At 65.3% G+C, this 17,186-nt stretch carries 17 protein-coding genes; 12 read left to right on the plus strand and 5 right to left on the minus strand.

What is annotated here, in order from left to right; translation table 11 throughout:
• Nucleotides 1-9: 9 nt before the first annotated feature.
• Complete coding sequence (locus A4249_RS13670) at nt 10-879, minus strand: pyruvate, water dikinase regulatory protein (RefSeq protein WP_055809600.1); 870 nt, start codon at nt 877-879, stop codon at nt 10-12.
• A gap of 450 nt (nt 880-1,329) precedes the next feature.
• On the opposite strand from A4249_RS13670, the gene hemE reads away from it, so the two are divergent.
• The 11 genes from hemE to A4249_RS13725 all read left to right on the plus strand — a co-directional run bounded on the left by hemE (nt 1,330) and on the right by A4249_RS13725 (nt 11,698).
• Entirely contained in the window at nt 1,330-2,388 is a 1,059-nt protein-coding gene (gene hemE / locus A4249_RS13675; RefSeq protein WP_066553589.1) for a uroporphyrinogen decarboxylase, read from the plus strand.
• Nucleotides 2,385-3,446 carry a ferrochelatase gene (gene hemH, locus A4249_RS13680; protein ID WP_066553591.1) on the plus strand — a complete coding sequence of 354 codons (1,062 nt, stop codon included), beginning with the start codon at nt 2,385-2,387 and terminating at the stop codon, nt 3,444-3,446. Before hemE ends, hemH begins: the two co-directional genes overlap by 4 nt.
• Complete coding sequence (locus A4249_RS13685; RefSeq protein WP_066553594.1) at nt 3,443-3,910, plus strand: CopD family protein; 468 nt, start codon at nt 3,443-3,445, stop codon at nt 3,908-3,910. Before hemH ends, A4249_RS13685 begins: the two co-directional genes overlap by 4 nt.
• A 207-nt stretch (nt 3,911-4,117) precedes the next feature.
• On the plus strand, nt 4,118-5,551 hold the full coding sequence (gene rho, locus A4249_RS13690; protein WP_066553597.1) for a transcription termination factor Rho: 1,434 nt from the start codon (nt 4,118-4,120) through the stop codon (nt 5,549-5,551).
• Nucleotides 5,552-5,591: 40 nt separating this feature from the next.
• On the plus strand, nt 5,592-5,816 hold the full coding sequence (locus A4249_RS13695; protein WP_055755073.1) for a DUF6489 family protein: 225 nt from the start codon (nt 5,592-5,594) through the stop codon (nt 5,814-5,816).
• A gap of 36 nt (nt 5,817-5,852) precedes the next feature.
• Nucleotides 5,853-7,160, plus strand: coding sequence for a tRNA uridine-5-carboxymethylaminomethyl(34) synthesis GTPase MnmE (gene mnmE, locus A4249_RS13700; protein WP_066553600.1), 1,308 nt, complete (start codon nt 5,853-5,855; stop codon nt 7,158-7,160).
• 102 nt (nt 7,161-7,262) lie between these two features.
• Nucleotides 7,263-9,143 (plus strand): tRNA uridine-5-carboxymethylaminomethyl(34) synthesis enzyme MnmG, encoded by a 1,881-nt coding sequence (mnmG, locus tag A4249_RS13705; protein ID WP_066555229.1) that lies wholly within the window; start codon nt 7,263-7,265, stop codon nt 9,141-9,143.
• Entirely contained in the window at nt 9,143-9,775 is a 633-nt protein-coding gene (gene rsmG / locus A4249_RS13710) for a 16S rRNA (guanine(527)-N(7))-methyltransferase RsmG (protein WP_066553603.1), read from the plus strand. Before mnmG ends, rsmG begins: the two co-directional genes overlap by 1 nt.
• Nucleotides 9,756-10,574 carry a ParA family protein gene (locus A4249_RS13715; protein WP_039246649.1) on the plus strand — a complete coding sequence of 273 codons (819 nt, stop codon included), beginning with the start codon at nt 9,756-9,758 and terminating at the stop codon, nt 10,572-10,574. Before rsmG ends, A4249_RS13715 begins: the two co-directional genes overlap by 20 nt.
• A gap of 24 nt (nt 10,575-10,598) precedes the next feature.
• The gene (locus tag A4249_RS13720; protein ID WP_197458396.1) at nt 10,599-11,489 is read left to right on the plus strand and encodes a ParB/RepB/Spo0J family partition protein; all 891 of its coding nucleotides are present in this window, start codon (nt 10,599-10,601) and stop codon (nt 11,487-11,489) included.
• A 26-nt stretch (nt 11,490-11,515) separates the two neighbouring features.
• Nucleotides 11,516-11,698 (plus strand): hypothetical protein, encoded by a 183-nt coding sequence (locus tag A4249_RS13725; RefSeq protein WP_066553618.1) that lies wholly within the window; start codon nt 11,516-11,518, stop codon nt 11,696-11,698.
• Nucleotides 11,699-11,700: 2 nt separating this feature from the next.
• Here the strand turns inward: A4249_RS13725 and holA are convergent, their stop codons facing one another.
• The 4 genes from holA to A4249_RS13745 form a co-directional block, all read right to left on the minus strand.
• A complete protein-coding gene (gene holA / locus A4249_RS13730; protein WP_066553619.1) occupies nt 11,701-12,753 on the minus strand; it encodes a DNA polymerase III subunit delta in 1,053 nt (350 codons plus the stop codon).
• Nucleotides 12,750-13,229: an LPS assembly lipoprotein LptE gene (gene lptE, locus A4249_RS13735; RefSeq protein ID WP_066553621.1), complete on the minus strand. Its 480-nt coding sequence runs from the start codon at nt 13,227-13,229 to the stop codon at nt 12,750-12,752. Before lptE ends, holA begins: the two co-directional genes overlap by 4 nt.
• Entirely contained in the window at nt 13,229-15,808 is a 2,580-nt protein-coding gene (gene leuS, locus A4249_RS13740; protein ID WP_066553622.1) for a leucine--tRNA ligase, read from the minus strand. The genes lptE and leuS overlap by 1 nt, the downstream gene beginning before the upstream one ends.
• A gap of 160 nt (nt 15,809-15,968) precedes the next feature.
• On the minus strand, nt 15,969-16,433 hold the full coding sequence (locus tag A4249_RS13745; protein WP_066553623.1) for a DUF3576 domain-containing protein: 465 nt from the start codon (nt 16,431-16,433) through the stop codon (nt 15,969-15,971).
• A 364-nt stretch (nt 16,434-16,797) separates the two neighbouring features.
• Here A4249_RS13745 and A4249_RS13750 point away from each other — a divergent pair, with 364 nt between their 5' ends.
• Entirely contained in the window at nt 16,798-17,178 is a 381-nt protein-coding gene (locus A4249_RS13750) for an NtrZ family periplasmic regulatory protein (RefSeq protein ID WP_066553626.1), read from the plus strand.
• Nucleotides 17,179-17,186 lie beyond the last annotated feature (8 nt).

Here is a 17,186-nt window from a genome sequence, read left to right on the forward strand (position 1 = left end):
CTTCGGATTTCACCACGTCGTCCCGATCTTGTGGTTGCGATGTTCGCTCAGCAGATTGGTGATCGCCGCCGCCGTCTCCTCCACCGAGCGGCGGGTCACGTCGATGGTGGGCCAGCCGCGCCGCTCGAAGGCCCGGCGCGCCTTGATCGTCTCGTCGCGCACGGCGTCCTGATCGGTGTAGTTCGACGACTGGCTGGCGTTCAGATTGTCGATACGGTTGCGCCGGATCTGAACCAGTCGATCAGGCGACACGGTCAGGCCGATCACCAAGGGGTTCTTCAGCTTGGTCAGCCGCTCGCCATCCTCCTGACCCGGCACCAGAGGCACATTGGCCGCCCGGATGCCTCGGTGGGCCAGATAGATGCAGGTCGGGGTCTTGGATGTCCGGCTGACCCCGCACAGAACGACGTCTGCGCCCTCCAGCTGATCCAGCGACCCCTGGCCGTCGTCGTAGGCCATGGCGAAGTCCAGCGCCGCGATCCGGTTGAAATAGTCATGGTCCAGCGCGTGCTGGGCGCCGACGCGGGTGGACAGGGCCGCGCCGAGATAGCGCGACATGGCCCCGACCAGCGGATCCAGCGCGCCGATCTGGGGCATGTCCAGGCGACGGCAGCCCTCTTCCAGCTGTTCGCGCAGATCGCGGTCGACCAGGGTGTGGAGAACGACGCCCGGCGCGGACTCCACCTCCTGCAGCACCCGTTCCATCTGCTTTGCCGATCGCACCAGGGAATAGATGTGCTCGATCGGAATGACGCCGTCGAAGCGTGCGGTCACCGCCTTGGCCATGGCGTTCAAGGTCTCGCCGGTGGAGTCTGACACCAGGTGAACGTGGAAATAGGTGGCCAGACGGGCCGGTCCCGAGGGTCTCGCAGGGCTCATGAGACTGTCTGTCTCCCTGTTGAAAGTTGGGGGACGGCGTTGGACCGTCGGGGCGCCGTTTTTCTTAGCCGCTGATCGATCCGCCCGCGAGCGGGGATGATGGTGGATCGCATTGGGCGTCCGCCGCCGGATCATCCCAAGGCGGAAAACCGAATTTCCAACCGCTGTGGAAAATCCTAATGAAAGGTTAACGGTGCTTAACCGCGTTCACAGCCGCAAGCCCCCGCAAACCCTTGCCCGTTAATGTTTCGTTAGGGATTGTCCACCGGCGGGATCAGTCGTTTCGACATCCCCGTTAACGATACGCCAGGCGTGGATATCCGCTTTTGTTCCGCCGCCGCCGATCGATTCATCACCGCCATTCCACCGCCCTACCTGCCACTTCGAATCTTTTAATTCTTAATCTGATTAGGGATTGAGGGCGGGGGGCTGTGACCTTAATCCTCCGGCATGACCGATCAGACCCAGACTGCCGATCCGACACCCCTGGTGCTCCGGGCTCTCCGCGGGGATACGTTGGAGCGTCCGCCGGTGTGGTTCATGCGCCAGGCCGGTCGGTATCTGCCGGAATACCGCAAGCTGAGGTCCGAGGCGCCCGACTTCATCGCCTTCTGTCTGAACCCCGACATGGCCGCCGAAGCGACGCTTCAGCCCATGCGCCGGTTCGGCTTCGATGCGGCCATCGTCTTCGCCGACATCCTGCTGATCCCGCGCGCCCTGGGCCAAGACGTCTGGTTCGAAACGGGGGAGGGGCCGCGGCTGGGCGAAATGCCGATCCCGGGTCGGATGGCCGAACTGGCTCCGGCGGCGGGCGAGCATCTGTCGGCGGTGGGTGAGACCCTGTCGATCGTGCGCGCGGCCCTAGAGCCGGAACGCGCCCTGATCGGCTTCGCCGGCGCGCCCTGGACAGTGGCGACCTATATGCTGGACGGACAGGCGCGCACCATCGGCAAAGGCGAACGCGCCCAGGCCCGCACCTACGCCTATGCCGATCCTGAACGCGTCGACGAGACGCTGGAGGTTCTGGTCGAGGCCACGGCCAGGTATCTGAAGATGCAGGCGGACGCCGGGGCCCAGGTTCTGAAGATCTTCGAGAGCTGGGCCGAGGGTCTGCCGGATGATCTGTTCGAAAGATTGGTCCTGAAGCCCCACCAGGCGCTGGTGAAGCGCACGCGGGAGCTGGGGGTCACTGTACCCCTGATCGGCTTCCCACGGGGCTCTGCGGCGCTCGCAGAGCAGTATGCCGAGGCGGTCGAGGTCGACGCCGTCGCCCTGGACACCGCCTGCCCGCTCGAGGTCGGCAAACGGGTGCAGCAGATCAAGCCGATCCAGGGGGCGCTCGACCCGCTGTTGTTGCGCGCCGGCGGCGATCTGCTGGACCGACGCGTCGATCAGCTGATGGAGGCCTGGGGGCAGGGGCCTTGGCTGTTCAACCTCGGCCACGGCATCCTGCCGGACGTGCCGATCGACCATGTCGAACAGGTTCTGAGACGGATCGGCGCCCAATGAGCGATGCGAACCCCGGCCGCCGCATTGCGGTGGTGCTGTTCAATCTGGGCGGGCCGGACGATCAGGCTTCGGTCAAGCCGTTCCTGTTCAACCTGTTCAACGATCCGGCCATCATCGGCCTTCCGGGGATCTTCCGCACGCCTCTGGCCAAACTGATCTCCAGCCGGCGCGAAACCAGCGCTCAGGCCAACTACGCCCTGATGGGCGGGGGATCGCCGCTGCTGCCCGAAACCAGTCGCCAAGCTGAGGCTTTGCAGGCGGTGCTTGGCGCGCGGCTGGGCGGCGATGAGGTCAAGGTCTTCATCGCCATGCGCTACTGGCATCCGTTGACCGAAGAGACGGCGGCCGAGGTCGCCGCCTTCGGACCCGACGAAGTCGTCCTGCTGCCGCTCTATCCGCAGTTTTCGACCACGACGACGGAATCCTCGCTGAAGGCTTGGAACGCCGCCTATGCCGGCCCGGGCGTCAGCCGCGCCGTCTGCTGCTATCCGGCCGCGACAGGCTGGGTTGAGGCCCAGGCCCAGGCGATCGGCGAGAAGCTGGACGAGGCGGTGGGCCAGCCGGTGCGGGTGCTGTTCTCCGCCCATGGCATCCCCGAGAAGCTGGTGACCGGCAAGGGCGATCCCTATCAGGAGCAGATCGAGACGACGGTTGCCGCCGTGGTCGCCGCCATCGAGGCCCAGCGCGGGCCGATCGACCACGCTATCTGCTACCAAAGCCGGGTCGGGCCGATGAAATGGCTGGGCCCGTCCACGCCTGAAGCCATTGAAACCGCCGCCAAAGACGGCGTCGGGGTCGTCGTCACGCCCATCGCCTTCGTCTCGGAGCATATCGAGACCCTGGTCGAGCTGGATATTGAATACGGCGAACTGGCCCACGAAAAAGGGGCCAGTCCCTATTTGCGGGCGCCGGCGGTCGGGATCGAGCCGCTGTTCATCGACGCCTTGGCCGACGCGGCTGTGGGTGCACTGTCCCATAGGGGCGTCGCGCCGTTCGGTCAGGGGTGCAAGGCGGACTGGAAGGCCTGCCCGCATCGCAAGGCAAGGCAGGCGGCATGAACACCTACGATCTCGCACGCGGGCTGCACATTCTGGCGGTGATCGCCTGGATGGCGGGCCTTCTGTTCCTGCCTCGGCTCTACGCCTATGACGCCGAACAGAACGCCAAGCCCGAACCGCTGAAAAGTGAAATGCAGGCGCTGTTGCGCCTGTGGCAGACGCGGCTGCTGCGCATCATTCTGAACCCGGCGATGATCCTGGCCTGGGTTTTTGGTCTGTGGTTGATCCACATCGACGTCTCGGCGCGCGGAGCGGTCTTCCTGGGCGAGCCGTGGATGATCGCCAAGCTGACTGGCGTCTTCGTGCTCAGCGGCTGGCATGGATTTCTGGCGGCCCAAAGGAAGAAGATTGCGGCCGGCACGTCGAAATATTCCGGCAAGTTCTGGCGTATGACGAACGAAGTGCCCTTCGTTCTGGCCATCGTCATGGTGCTGTCGGTGACGACGGAGTGGACGTTCCGGTAAGCGGCTCCGCTTGACCTCGTCCGCCGCCTGTGGTTCCGCTGGCGGCGAACCGTTCGGCGTCCCGCGTCGGCGGTCCCTCTCTTTCGTGACGCCTGCAGGCCTTGGAGCCAGCGGGAGCCCGTCGCACCTCCCTTCGGCCTTCCGGCCAGACATTTTCAGAGACCCGCGCCGCAGCCGTCTGGCCGTGTGCGCCCGCGAGCCTGCATCATGACCGACGTCCGCGACACCAATCCCGAGACCCCCGAGAACGAAGGCGTGGAGGTTGAAGCCCCCACCCATCACGGCGCGGCGCATGAAGCCGGCGAGGCGGCGGGCGCCGATTCCGGCGTGGATACGACAGCGGACGATGAAGAGGACGGCGAGCCCGTCGTCGCCAACGGCCGCATCACGCTCGCCGAGCTGAACGAGAAGACGCCGGCTGACCTGGTCGCCTTCGCCGAACAGCTGGAGGTCGAGAACGCCTCCAACTTGCGCAAACAGGATTTGCTGTTCGCCATCCTGAAGGCCCTCGCCGACGAAGAAGTCGAGATCATCGCCGACGGCGTGCTGGAAATCCTGCCGGACGGCTTCGGCTTCCTGCGCAGCTCGGACGCCAACTATCTGCCGGGGCCGGACGACGTCTATGTCTCGCCGTCGCAGATCCGCCGCTTCGGCCTGCGTTCGGGCGACACCGTCCATGGGGCCGTGCGGGCGCCGCGCGAAGGCGAACGCTATTTCGCCCTGCTCAAGGTCGACACGATCAATCTGGAAGACCCCGAAGCGGTCAAGACGAAGGTCCTGTTCGACAACCTGACGCCGCTCTATCCCGAAGAGCGACTGCACATGGAAATCCAGGATCCGACGCTGAAGGATCGCTCGGGTCGGGTCATCGATATCGTCGCGCCGCTGGGCAAGGGACAGCGCTGCCTGATCGTGGCGCCGCCGCGCGTCGGCAAGACGGTGATGCTGCAGAACATCGCCAAGTCGATCGAGCGGAACCACCCGGAAGTCTTCCTGATCGTCCTGCTGATCGACGAACGCCCCGAAGAAGTGACGGACATGCAGCGCACGGTGAAGGGCGAGGTTGTCGCCTCGACCTTCGACGAGCCTGCCACCCGCCACGTCGCCGTCGCCGAAATGGTGATCGAAAAGGCCAAGCGTCTGGTCGAGCACAAGAAGGACGTAGTGATCCTGCTGGACTCCATCACGCGTCTGGGCCGGGCCTACAACGCCACCGTCCCCTCTTCGGGCAAGGTGCTGACGGGCGGCGTGGACGCCAACGCCCTGCAACGTCCCAAGCGCTTCTTCGGCGCCGCGCGCAACGTGGAGCAGGGCGGTTCTCTGACCATCATCGCCACGGCCCTGATCGACACGGGCAGCCGGATGGACGAGGTGATCTTCGAAGAGTTCAAGGGCACCGGCAACTCGGAAATCGTGCTGGACCGCAAGGTCGCCGACAAGCGCATCTTCCCCGCCATCGACGTGCTGAAGTCCGGCACCCGCAAGGAAGATCTGATCACGCCGAAGGATCAGTTGGCCAAGACCTATGTCCTGCGCCGCATCCTGAATCCGATGGGTCCGCAGGACGCGATCGAGTTCCTGCTCGACAAACTGCGTCAGTCGAAGAACAACTCTGACTTCTTCCAGTCGATGAACACCTGATCCGTCGTCGGACGTTTCACGTGAAACAGGAGACCGTGCGATGAAGGTCAATGTGGAAGTCGATTGCACACCGGCGGAGGCGCGCGCATTCCTGGGTCTGCCGGACGTCACGCCGCTGAACGAGGCCATGGTCGCGGAGATGCAGAAGCGGATGGAGGCCAATGTCGCCGCGATGCAGCCCGAGGAGTTGATGAAGACCTGGACCAGCTTCGGCCTGCAGGCTCAGGACCAATTCCGACGCCTGATGGAAGCGGCGGTAAAGTGAGCATCCGCCCTCTCCGGAGCCGCTCGGTCTGAGTTGATGATCGACACCATCTTCGCCTTGGCGACGCCGCCCGGCCGAGGCGCCATTGCGGTTCTCCGCCTGTCGGGCCCTGGCGTCGAGGCCGCGTTGACGGCGCTGGGCGCAACCCGGTTGAAGCCGCGCATCGCGTCGGTGCGTGACCTCAGCCATGCCGGCGATCACATTGATCAGGCGCTTGTGCTGCGTTTTGTGGCGCCCAACAGCTATACGGGCGAGGACGCGGCAGAATTGCATCTGCATGGCGGTCGCGCGGTCGTTGAGGCCGCCAGCCGCGCCTTGATCGCGTTGGGCTTGCGCCCGGCAGACCCCGGCGAGTTCACGCGCCGCGCCTTTCAGAATGGCCGCATGGATCTGGCGCAAGCCGAGGCGGTCGCCGATCTGATAGACGCGGAGACCAGCGCCCAGGCCAAGCAGGCCTTGGGTCAGTTGGACGGCAAGCTCAGCGAGACCTATGCCGGTTTCCGCCGTGACCTTCTTCACGCCCTGGCTCTGATCGAGGCCGAGATCGATTTTCCGGATGAAGAGGTGCCGGACAATCTGGCTCGCACGGCAGGGCCGGTGTTGGACCGACTCGGCGCCGACCTGCGACGCGCGGTCGATACGGGGCGGCGTGGCGAACGGGTCAGGGAGGGCTATCGCATCGTCTTGATCGGAGAAACGAACGCCGGCAAGTCGTCGCTGTTCAATGCGCTCGTTGCGCGTGAGGCGGCTATCGTCACGCCGATCGCCGGCACCACGCGGGATGTGCTGGATGCCGACCTGGTGATCGGCGGCTACGCCGTGACCTTGTCGGATACGGCCGGCTTGAGAGACAGCGACGACCCGGTCGAGGCCGAGGGCGTGCGCCGCGCTCGGCTGCGCGCCGAACACGCCGACCTGCGTCTTTGGGTCCGTGCGCCTGGCGACCCGGACGGGGTGGCTGCGGCTTACGTCAAGGATGGCGATCTGATCGTGGCGACCAAGTCCGACCTAGGCGCCGGCTCAGGCGAAGGCGAGTATGAGACTTTGGCGGTGAGCACCGTGACTGGCGCCGGCCTGGCTGAGCTTCGGGACTGGATTGCTGCCCGTCTTGCGCAGGATTTGTCAGGCGCCGACTTCCCCTCCGTGACTCAGGAACGGCATCGGCTGCGTTTGCTTGAGGCGTTGGAAAGCGTGGATGCGGCGCGGGCTGCACTGAATGTGGCGCCGGAAATGGCTGGCGACGATCTGAGACGGGCTGCCGACGCTATGGCGCGCGTGACAGGTGCGATCGGTGTTGAGGACATTCTGGGCGAAGTCTTTTCGACCTTCTGCATCGGAAAGTAGGTCTAGCCATACCGGTGTTTCACGTGAAACGGAGGGCCATCTTAGTCTGACGGGCTTGGCCTGCCTCTGGCGGTCAAACCCGTTTTGCCCTATGTGGCGGCGATGATTTCTCCCTTAGATTTCGTGTTCGACGTCGTTGTCATCGGCGGCGGCCACGCCGGCTGTGAAGCGGCGGCGGCCTCCGCGCGGGCGGGTGCTCGCACCGTCTTGCTGACCCAGAAGCTGGAGACGATCGGCGAGATGTCGTGCAACCCAGCTATCGGGGGGCTGGGGAAGGGGCATCTGGTTCGAGAGATCGACGCCATGGACGGCGTGATGGGGCGGCTGGCCGATGTGTCAGGCATCCAATTCCGCCTCCTAAACCGATCCAAGGGCGCCGCCGTTCGGGGTCCGCGCAGCCAGATCGACCGCAGGCTCTATCGCGAAGCCATGCAGGCCGAACTTCACGGCACGCCCAATCTGACCCTGATGGCGGGGACGGCCGAGCGACTTATCCTTGAAGGTGACTGTGTGGTCGGCGTCGTGACCGGCGGCGGAGAGACGGTTCGCGCTGGGGCGGTCGTCCTGACGACCGGCACCTTCCTGAACGGGGTCATCCATCGCGGCGACGAGCGCATCCCCGCGGGGCGGCATGGCGAGGAGCCCTCGATGGGTCTGGCCGCCGATCTTCATGCGGCCGACCTTATGATGGGACGTCTGAAGACAGGCACGCCCGCACGCCTGGACGGTCGGACGATTGCCTGGGAACGTCTGGAAATGCAGCAGGCGGACGAGGAGCCGTCAGCTTTTTCCTTCCTGTCCGACCGGATCGATGTGCCCCAGATCGCCTGCGGCGTGACCCACACGACTGAAGAGACCCATCGGATCATCGCGGAGAATCTTGGGGAGAGCGCCGTCTATGGCGGCAAGCTTTCGGGACGGGGGCCGCGTTACTGTCCGTCGATCGAAGACAAGGTCGTTCGGTTCGCCGACAAGACGAGCCATCAGATCTTTCTTGAACCGGAAGGTTTGGACGATCCGACGGTCTATCCGAACGGGATCTCCACCTCGGTGTCAGAGCCGATACAACTCGCCTTCCTTCGCACCATCCCGGGGTTGGAGGCGGTCGAGGTGTTTCGATACGGCTACGCCATTGAATACGACTACGTCGATCCGCGCGAGTTGACGGCGGCGCTGGAGGTGAAGAAGCGTCCCGGACTGTATTTGGCCGGACAGATCAACGGGACGACCGGTTATGAGGAGGCCGCGGCGCAGGGGCTGATGGCGGGGCTGAACGCCGCGCGTTCAGCGGCCGGCCAGGAGCCGGTGATCCTGGGGCGTGATCAGGCCTATATCGGCGTCATGATCGACGATCTGGTGACACGCGGTGTCACCGAACCGTACCGGATGTTCACCAGCCGGGCGGAATATCGGCTGACGCTGCGAGCCGACAATGCCGACCTTCGGCTCACACCCCTTGCAATCGAGCTGGGTATCGTTGGTGACGAGCGGCGCATTCGTTTTGAAGGCAAGGCCTCGGCGCTTGCGGCAGCGAGTGCTGTTTCACGTGAAACACTGTTCACCCCCAACCAAGCCAGCGCAATCGGCATATCTGTAAATGCTGATGGTCGTCGACGGTCGATGCGCGAACTGTTGGCCTTCCCCGATGTGACTTTGGATCAATTCCTCTCGGCAGTGCCCCTCATCGCCGATTGGACCACTGAAGTCCGCGAGCAGGTCCAGATCGACGCGGCCTATGCCAACTATTTGGATCGCCAATCGCAGGATGCGGACGCTCTGAAGGTGGAGGAGGGGCTGATGCTTCCGACCGATCTCGACTACGGCGCCGTCGGCGGCCTGTCGAACGAGGTGAAGGAGAAGTTGGCTCGCGTGCAACCTCGGACCCTGGGCCAGGCTGGCCGGATCGAGGGCATGACGCCCGGCGCTTTGACGGCGCTGCTGGCCTATGTGAAGCGCGCGCCCAAGGCATCGGTCGCGGCCTGATGTTGGAGGCTGAACAAGAGGCGTTCCGTGCACGCGCCAATGCGTCAGCGGAACAGATCGCCGACCTTGAAGCCTTTCGACTGCGATTGGTCGAGGCCAATGCGGTGATGAATCTAGTCGGCCCGGACAGTTTGTCAGACTTCTGGAACCGCCATGTCTGGGACAGTGCGCAACTGCTTGATCTGGCGCCGGACGCGAAGACCTGGGCGGATCTGGGGGCAGGGGCCGGCTTTCCCGGGCTAGTGCTTTCCACCATGCTGAAGGGGCGGGATGGGGCCCATGTCTGGCTGATCGATAGCCTGGCCAAGCGCTGCCGATTCCTTCAGGAGGTTGTGAATGCATTGTCATTGCCGGCGACGGTCATAGTCGGTCGGGCTGAGGCGCAGACTGTGACGTGTGACATCGTCACCGCCCGAGCCGTCGCGCCAATGGAGAAACTGCTAGGTTATGCACAGCCCTACTTCCAAAGGGGTGCACAAGGTCTGTTCCTGAAGGGGGAGCGTGCCGAATCCGAGTTGATCGAAGCGCGCAAATCCTGGCATTTCGAGGCTGAACTGGCCCCGTCGCAAAGCGACGTGCGCGGCCGCATCGTGACAATCCGGAGCCTCCGCCGTGCCCGCTCAACGCGCTAGAAAGCCCGCCCGCGTCCTCGCCGTGTCCAACCAGAAGGGCGGGGTTGGCAAGACGACGACGGCAATCAACCTCGGCACCGCGCTGGCCGCTATCGGGGAGCGCGTGCTGATCGTGGATATGGACCCACAGGGCAATGCCTCCACAGGTCTCGGTGTTCCACGTGAAACACGGCGCGTCACCATCTACGATGTCGTCGTGGATCAGCGCTCCATCGCCGATGCCTCGGTGCAGACGACTGTGCCGGGTTTGTGGATCGTCCCGGCCGACGCGGACATGTCGGGCGTTGAGATCGAACTCAGCCAGGCGGATCGCCGATCCTATCGGCTGCGTGATGCTCTTCGCGCGCACGACGACGGCCCTACCGCGTATGACTACGTCCTGATCGACTGCCCGCCGTCGTTGAACCTGCTGACGCTGAATGCGATGGCCGCTGCGGACGCGGTGCTGGTGCCGCTGCAATGCGAGTTCTTCGCCTTGGAAGGCCTGAGCCAGCTGATGCGCACCATCGACATGGTCAAGCACAGCCTCAACCCGTCGCTGGAAATCCAGGGCCTAGTCCTGACGATGTTCGATCGTCGTAGCGCCCTGTCGGGCCAGGTGGCCAACGACGTGCGCGCTCACTTCGGCGACAAGGTCTATGAGAGCGTGATCCCGCGTAATGTCCGCGTCGCCGAGGCGCCGTCCTTCGGCAAGCCCGCGCTGATCTATGACCTGAAGTGCGCGGGCAGCCAGGCCTATCTGCGGCTAGCCAAGGAAGTAGTGAAGCGCGAACGCCAGCGCCTGAAGCTGGCCGCCTGAGTTTTAATAGAACGGAACAGTATCTTGGCTGAACGACAAAGAGGTCTGGGCCGCGGCCTGTCGGCGTTGATGGGGCAGGACGCCGAGGCGCCGGTGGCATCTGACGCGCCTGTGCCCGCCGGCGTGCAACGCGTGCCGATCGAAAGCCTGAAGCCCAATCCGGACCAGCCGCGCAAGACCTTCCGCCAGGAGGATCTGGAGGAACTGACCGCCTCTATCCGCGACAAGGGGGTGTTGCAGCCGATCCTGGTGCGGACCCAACCGGGCGAGGACGGCGTCTGGCAGATTATCGCTGGCGAACGCCGCTGGCGCGCGTCGCAGGCGGCGCGCCTGACCGAGGTGCCGATCGTGGTCCACGAGATGGACGACGTCGAGGTGTTCGAAGTCGCGATCGTCGAGAACGTCCAGCGCGCGGACCTGAATCCTCTGGAAGAGGCCGAGGCGTACCGCGTTCTGATGGATCGCTTCGGACGGACGCAGGATGCGGTGGCGGGCGTGGTAGGCAAGAGCCGCAGCCATGTGGCCAACACCATGCGCCTGCTGCAACTGCCCGAGCGGGTGCTGTTCTATGTGCGCGAAGGCAAGCTGTCCGCGGGTCACGCCCGGGCCCTGATCAATACGCCCGATCCGGGCCAGTTGGCGGACATCGCTTTCGTGGATGGTCTCAGTGTCCGTGAGACCGAGGCCCTGGCGCGCCGTGCGGTCGAGGGGCCGAAGCCGACGAAGACCAAGTCGGCGTCGGCGGCCTCAGGCGGGGAGGGGGCGGCCGATGTCGCCGCCCTGCAGCAGGATCTGGCCGATGCGCTGGGCCTGAAGGTGCAGTTGTCGGACAAGGGCGGTAAGGGCGAGCTGACGATCGGCTACGGCTCGCTGGAGCAGCTCGACGACCTGTGCCGCCGTTTGATGCGCGGCTGAGCGGCGGACTGTGCTAGGGTGTCGATATGACTGAAGACACGACACCCACCGCCGCCGAAAAGCTGAAGCAGGCGCTCGCCGCCAAGAAGGCCAAGGCTGGTCATGGGTTCAACGCCCAACCGGGCGCCAAGGCCGAAGAGAAGGCCGTGTCGGCGCGCAACGTCGCCATGGCCCAGCCCGCCTTCCGCAAGGCGTCCAAGCGCGGCTAGCGCTACAGCCCCAGCCGTCTGGCGCGACCTGCGATTTCCAGCAGCAGGCGTTCGGCGATCAATTGGTCCGGCATTCCGGTCGTCTTGGTGGCGACATCGGCCGTGTTGATGCTGTCCAAGACTTCGTCCAGGGCTTCGAGCCGCCAGGACCGCGCCTGACGCAGCATTTCCGCCTCCTGTTTCCAGAAGACGCCGGCGGCCTTGGCGGCCTCCTTGGCGTTTGCGCCGTTGGCCTGCAAGATATTGATCCGGCGTAGCTTGCCGAGATGGATTGCGGCGGAGCGAACGGCCAGCACCGACGATTCGCCCTCGGCGAAAGCGCGCCTGAGCCCCGCCTGCGCCGGGCCGGGACGCGCGCCGAAGGCCTGAAGCGCCGCATCCGACAGGGAGGCGTCCGGCTCGACGCCAAGATGATGCTCCAGCGCGTCCATATCCAGAGTCTTGCCGGAGCCGGGGCCGATGAACAGGGCCAGCCGCTCGATCTCCTGCCGCATCAAGCCCCGCTCGCGCGGCAGGCGGGCGACGAAACGGTCCAGGGCGTCGGACGTCAGGCCCACCTTGTCGGCGGCCAGGGCTTCACGGACCATGCGGGCGACATCGCCGGTTTCGTCCTCGTAGCAGACGATGCCGACCGCGCCGTTTTCCTTCTCGGCCGCCTTTCTGAGCGCGGATTCGCGGCCTAGCTGGTCGGCCTCGACCACCATCATGGCGTCGGGATTGTAGCCGCCGTCGGCGTGGATCTTCAGCGCGGCGGCGACAGCCTTGTCCACGCCGGGCTTCAGCGCCGACAGACGGATGCGCACCAGACGACGGCCGCCCATCAGGGACATGGCCGTCAGCGCCTCTTCCAGCTTCGTTTCGTCGCCATCGATGTCGCTGTCGGTCAGGACGGTGACGTTGAAGGGGTCGTTCAGGTCGGGCGTGACCGTCTTGCACAACACCTCGGCCCGCTCGGCGACGCCCGACCGGTCCTTGCCGTGGATCACCGCCGCCCGGATCGCCGGATCGGGCGCCTTTAGAAAGCGATCGATCTCAGGGCGTTTGGCCAGGATCACGGGTTCGACAGCGCCTGCATCAGATCCAGTCGGATCAGGCGAGCCAGTTCGGCTGCGGCGCGCTCCTCGCCGTCCTGCTGGGCGGCGATGGCGGCATAGGGCTGGTCGGCGGTAGCGTAGGTCGTGGTGACCGTTTCCGTGCCGCTGACAGGCATTCCGCCGGCAGCCGGGGTCAGGGTCCAGGTCGCCTTGACCGTCAGTTCATAGCGGGTGGCGGTGTCGTCGATGCGGCGACCCAGCGAGCGGCGGTTCTGCTGGACCTCGGTCGTCAGGCGATACAGCGGCGTCGCGCCGCGATCCCAAGCGAGGACGTCTTCCAGCTGCTCGCGCAGGCGATAGCCCAGGCGGTCGTCCTGGGTCGTGACGGCGATCCGGCGCAGGGACGACCCCACGGCCGGCTCCGCGTACATGGGCGTGAAGCCGCAGGCGGACACCGCCAGAGACGCGAGAACCGCGAAAGCCGCCGCAATACGCATCAGCCGGCCACCAGATTGACGATGCGGTCCTTGACCACGACGATCTTCTTCACGCTCAGACCCTCCAGCCGCGCCTTGACCGTTTCGTCGGCCAGGACCAGGGCTTCGACCTCGGACGGCTCCATGCCGCGCGGCACGCGGATTTCCGCGCGACGCTTGCCGTTGATCTGGATGGGCAGGACCACCTCGTCGTCGGCCGCGAGCGCAGCGTCCCACACGGGCCACGGCGCGTCCAGAACCATCCCGTCTTCTCCCAGCCGGGTCCAGGCTTCTTCGGCCAGGTGCGGGGTGAAGGGGGCGATCAGACGGGCCAGTGCCGACAGGGCCTGCCGCTTGGCGTCGCCGCCGGCCTGGGCGTTGTCGCGGATGGTGGCGACGAAGGCGTAGAGCTTGGCGATGGCCGAGTTAAAGCGGAAGCCTTCGACCCCTTCGGACACGGCCTTGATGGCCTTGTGCGTCTCGCGCAGCAGCTCGGCGTTGGCCTTATCCTCGCCGGCGAAACCGGCGTCATAGGTGTCGAACAAGGTCCAGGCGCGCTGGACGAAGCGGCTGGCGCCCTCCACGCCGCCAGGAGTCCACTGCACGTCCCGCTCGGGCGGGCTGTCGGACAGGACGAACAGGCGACCGGCGTCCACGCCGTAGCTTTCCAGGATCTCGGCCGGAGCGACCACGTTCTTCTTGGACTTCGACATCTTTTCGATGTCGCCGATGACCAGGATTTCGCCGGTCGAAAGCTGGCGGGCCGAGCGGACGCCGTTGTCGTTCTTCAGCTCCACGTCGGTCGGCTCGACCCAGGCGCCGTCGGCCCGGCGATAGGTCTCGTGGACCACCATGCCTTGGGTGAACAGGCCGGCGAACGGCTCCTTCACCGACAACATGCCGGCGTCAGACAGGGCGCGGGTGATGAAGCGGGCGTACAGCAGGTGCAGGACCGCGTGCTCGACCCCGCCGATATATTGATCGACAGCCAGCCAGCGGTCGGCGGCGGCCTTGTCGATCGGCGCCTCGGCCGTCGGATCGGTGAACCGCGCGAAATACCAGCTGGAATCTACGAAGGTGTCGAGCGTGTCGGTCTCGCGCGTAGCATCCGCGCCGCACGAGGGGCATTTGACGTGCTTCCAGGTCGCGTGACGCGCCAACGGGTTGCCGGGCACGTCGAAGGTCACATCATCAGGCAGGATGACCGGCAACTGATCGGCGGGAACCTCGACGACGCCGCAAGACGGACAGTGGATGATCGGGATCGGGCAACCCCAGTAGCGCTGGCGCGAGACGCCCCAGTCGCGCAGGCGATAGATGGTCTCGGCGCGACCCTGGCCGGCGGCCTCGACCTTGGCGATGGCGGCGGCCTTGGCGGCCTCGACGTCCATTCCGTCCAGGAAGTCGGAGTTGAAGATGCGGCCGGGACCGACATAGGCCTCGGTTCCGATCTCGATGGTCTCGGCGTCGTCGGGCTTGACCACCGGCGTCACCGGCAGATCGTATTTGCGGGCGAAATCCAGGTCGCGCTGGTCGTGGGCCGGGCAGCCGAAGATGGCGCCCGAGCCATAGGTCGACAGCACGAAGTTAGCGGCCCAGACCGGCAGGGTCTTGTCCGGATCGAAGGGGTGGCGGACGCGGACGCCCAGATCGACGCCCAGCTTCTCGGCCTTTTCGATCTCAGCTTCGCTGGTGCCGGTTTGGGCGCAGGCCTTGATGAAGTCCGCCACGTCCGGCCGGTGCTCCGCGATGGCCTTGGCCAGGGGATGGTCGGGGGCCAGGGCCAGGAAGCTGGCCCCGAACAGGGTGTCGGGGCGGGTCGTATAGACCTCGATGGGGTCGCGGGCGTGATTGGGTTCGCCCTCGGGAGAGGCGGGCAGGAAGGCCGGCGCCTCGGCGATGTCCCACCACAGGGTCGCACCCTTGGACTTGCCGATCCAGTTCTCCTGCATCAGCCGGACCTTTTCGGGCCAGCGGTCCAAGGTCTTCAGGCCGTCGATCAGGTCGTCGGCATAGTCGGTGATGCGAAGGAACCACTGGTTCAGCTTGCGCTTCTCGACCAGGGCGCCCGAGCGCCAGCCGCGTCCATCGATCACCTGTTCGTTGGCCAAGACCGTGTTGTCGACCGGATCCCAGTTGACCACCGCATCCTTGCGATAGACCAGACCGCGCCGATACAGCTCCAAGAACCAGGCCTGCTGCTTGCCGTAGTATTCCGGGTCGCAGGTGGCGAACTCACGCGACCAGTCCAGCGAAAGGCCCAGCAGCTTCAGCTGCTCGCGCATGTTGGCGATGTTGGAATAGGTCCAGCCCTTGGGATGGATGCCGCGCTCCATGGCTGCGTTTTCGGCCGGCATGCCGAAGGCGTCCCAGCCCATCGGGTGCAGAACGTCGTACCCTTGCGCGCGCTTGGACCGCGCCACCACGTCGCCCATCACATAGTTGCGGGCGTGACCCATGTGGATGTTGCCCGACGGATAGGGGAACATCTCCAGCACATAGTATTTCGGCCGGCCGGTGTCCTTCGTGACGAAGGCGGAAGCCTCGGCCCATCGGGCCCGCTGGCGGGGTTCGGCGGTCTTGGGTTCGTAACGGGCCACGGTCGTCCTGAAAGTCGAAAGGGCGCTGACGCCCTCCCGGCTCAACTAGCCCGAAGGACGACAGCGCCCAAGAAGTAATGCGTCCTAAAAACTCTTGGACGCGTCGCGCTCAAGCAGCCCGAAGGGCGGTAGCGCCTAGAAATAAGAGCGAGCGCCGGCTTTAGCCGGCGTTCGACAGGTTCAGCTGGCGCGCCTTGGTCAGGATGGCGTTTTCCAGATCGGCCTCGGTCTGGGCGGCGACCGGGGCGGCGGTCCACTGACCATCGGCGCCCTTCACTTCCTTGGTCACCGTGACGTTCAGCGCGTCGGCGCGCAGACGGGTGTCCAGGATGAAGACGGTCGCCTTGAAGCGCTCGTTCGGCGTCTGGGGGTTGATGTACCAGTCATAGTTGATGACGCCGCCCCACGGATCGGCGGTCAGCAGCGGCATGAAGCTGAGCGTGTCCAGCGAGGCGCGCCACAGGTAGGCGTTGACGCCGATGCCCTGTTGCACGTTCGTCTTGGGCGCAGACTTCTTGCCGCCGACGAAGGGAATGCTCGAGCAGCCCGACAGGGACGCGCCCAGGGCCACGCCCGAGACCAGCACGACCGCGACGTTCCGAACCAGGGCCTTGTTGAGGCTCATCAAGAGAAGTCTCCGTAAACTCAGGGACGTGAGAGCCCTCGCCCGCACGCGCGCACGGCATGGGGAATGCCGATTACCAGGCTCTATAACACGGCGAAAAGGGGCGATGACAAGGCGAAGTCGGTTTCCCGTAGCATCGCGCGTCGCGGTGTTTTGTGAAGAGCATGTGAGATTTCGCCGGAATCCGCCCGAATCCCGTGACGCTTGAGACACATACGCTGACAACAATGCGCGGGAACCTTGTTATCGCCGGCTCATTGCGTTGACCGCGCAGACACCCGGTGTCTAATCGCGGGGCTCACGACCATATAAGGTCGGTTCAGGGTTGAAACGCCGCCTCATGGCGGGGTTCGAAGGATTCGGTATGCGGTTCGGTGGTTTCCTGGCTGTGGTGATGGCGACGACGGCGATGGCCGCGTCGACGTCGGCGCTCGCCCAAAGCACATCCACCGTTTCTCTTTCGGAAGCGCAGGCGGCGCAGCGCAATGCGCCGGCGCCGCAACGTCGCGGCCTGCGCCTGAACGATCGTGGCCGCTGGGGCCTGGATTTCAACCTGAACCAGCCCGTGGGTCGCGAGACCGACTGGGGTGATGTCGAGGCCGGCGCCTATTACCGCCTGAACGACCGTCTGCGCGTCGGCGCCGCCGCCGCCGTCAGCACGCCGGAAGCCGATCCGGCCCGCGCGCCCGAAACCAATGGTCGGGCCCAGCCCCGCGTCCGTCTGGAAACCATCTTCAAGTTCTGATTTCGATC

Source organism: Brevundimonas sp. GW460-12-10-14-LB2 (assembly GCF_001636925.1).
In the GTDB taxonomy this organism is placed as follows: domain Bacteria; phylum Pseudomonadota; class Alphaproteobacteria; order Caulobacterales; family Caulobacteraceae; genus Brevundimonas; species Brevundimonas vesicularis.